The organism is Staphylococcus pasteuri, assembly GCF_030547725.1.
In the GTDB taxonomy this organism is placed as follows: domain Bacteria; phylum Bacillota; class Bacilli; order Staphylococcales; family Staphylococcaceae; genus Staphylococcus; species Staphylococcus pasteuri.
In genome coordinates, this window is the sequence record NZ_JAUOQO010000045.1 from 1 (window position 1) to 418 (window position 418).

Annotated in this window: 1 protein-coding gene; it reads left to right on the forward strand. The window is 44.7% G+C overall.

Annotation, left to right across the window (positions count from 1 at the left end; genetic code table 11):
• Nucleotides 1–240: CpsB/CapC family capsule biosynthesis tyrosine phosphatase (locus Q4528_RS12720; protein ID WP_303521831.1), on the forward strand; the 240-nt coding region annotated here is incomplete at its 5' end.
• Between the last annotated feature and the right edge of the window lie 178 nt (nt 241–418).

The window sequence follows — 418 nt, forward strand, 5'->3', positions numbered from 1 at the left end:
GGCTGCTTGTTGCAGCTGACGGCAATGTCTGTTACTGGGGAGTTTGGTGAGCTGGCGCATGAAAGGGCTCATGATTTATTGTCTAAGGGCTGGGTTACGGTAATAGCTACGGATGCTCATAATCAGCAGCATCGCCCTCCTATTTTATCCAATGCGCGGTGTGTAATCGAAGATCGCTATGGCTCTATGATGGCTGAGCAGTTATTTGAATCTAATCAGCGCCGATTGTTGAGAATGTGATGATTTTTCCGAGCCAGCCGCGTTTGATGAAGGTTTTTATTTTTGCGTTATCTCTACTTGTTCTCGCCGTCTGTTATTTTTGTTGGAGATGGGGTGGGGCGGACGTTACTTCTTACTCAGTTAAATATTCTATAGAACGATGGCAAAAAGATCCTACGAAAGTTAGTGTGTCTGATAT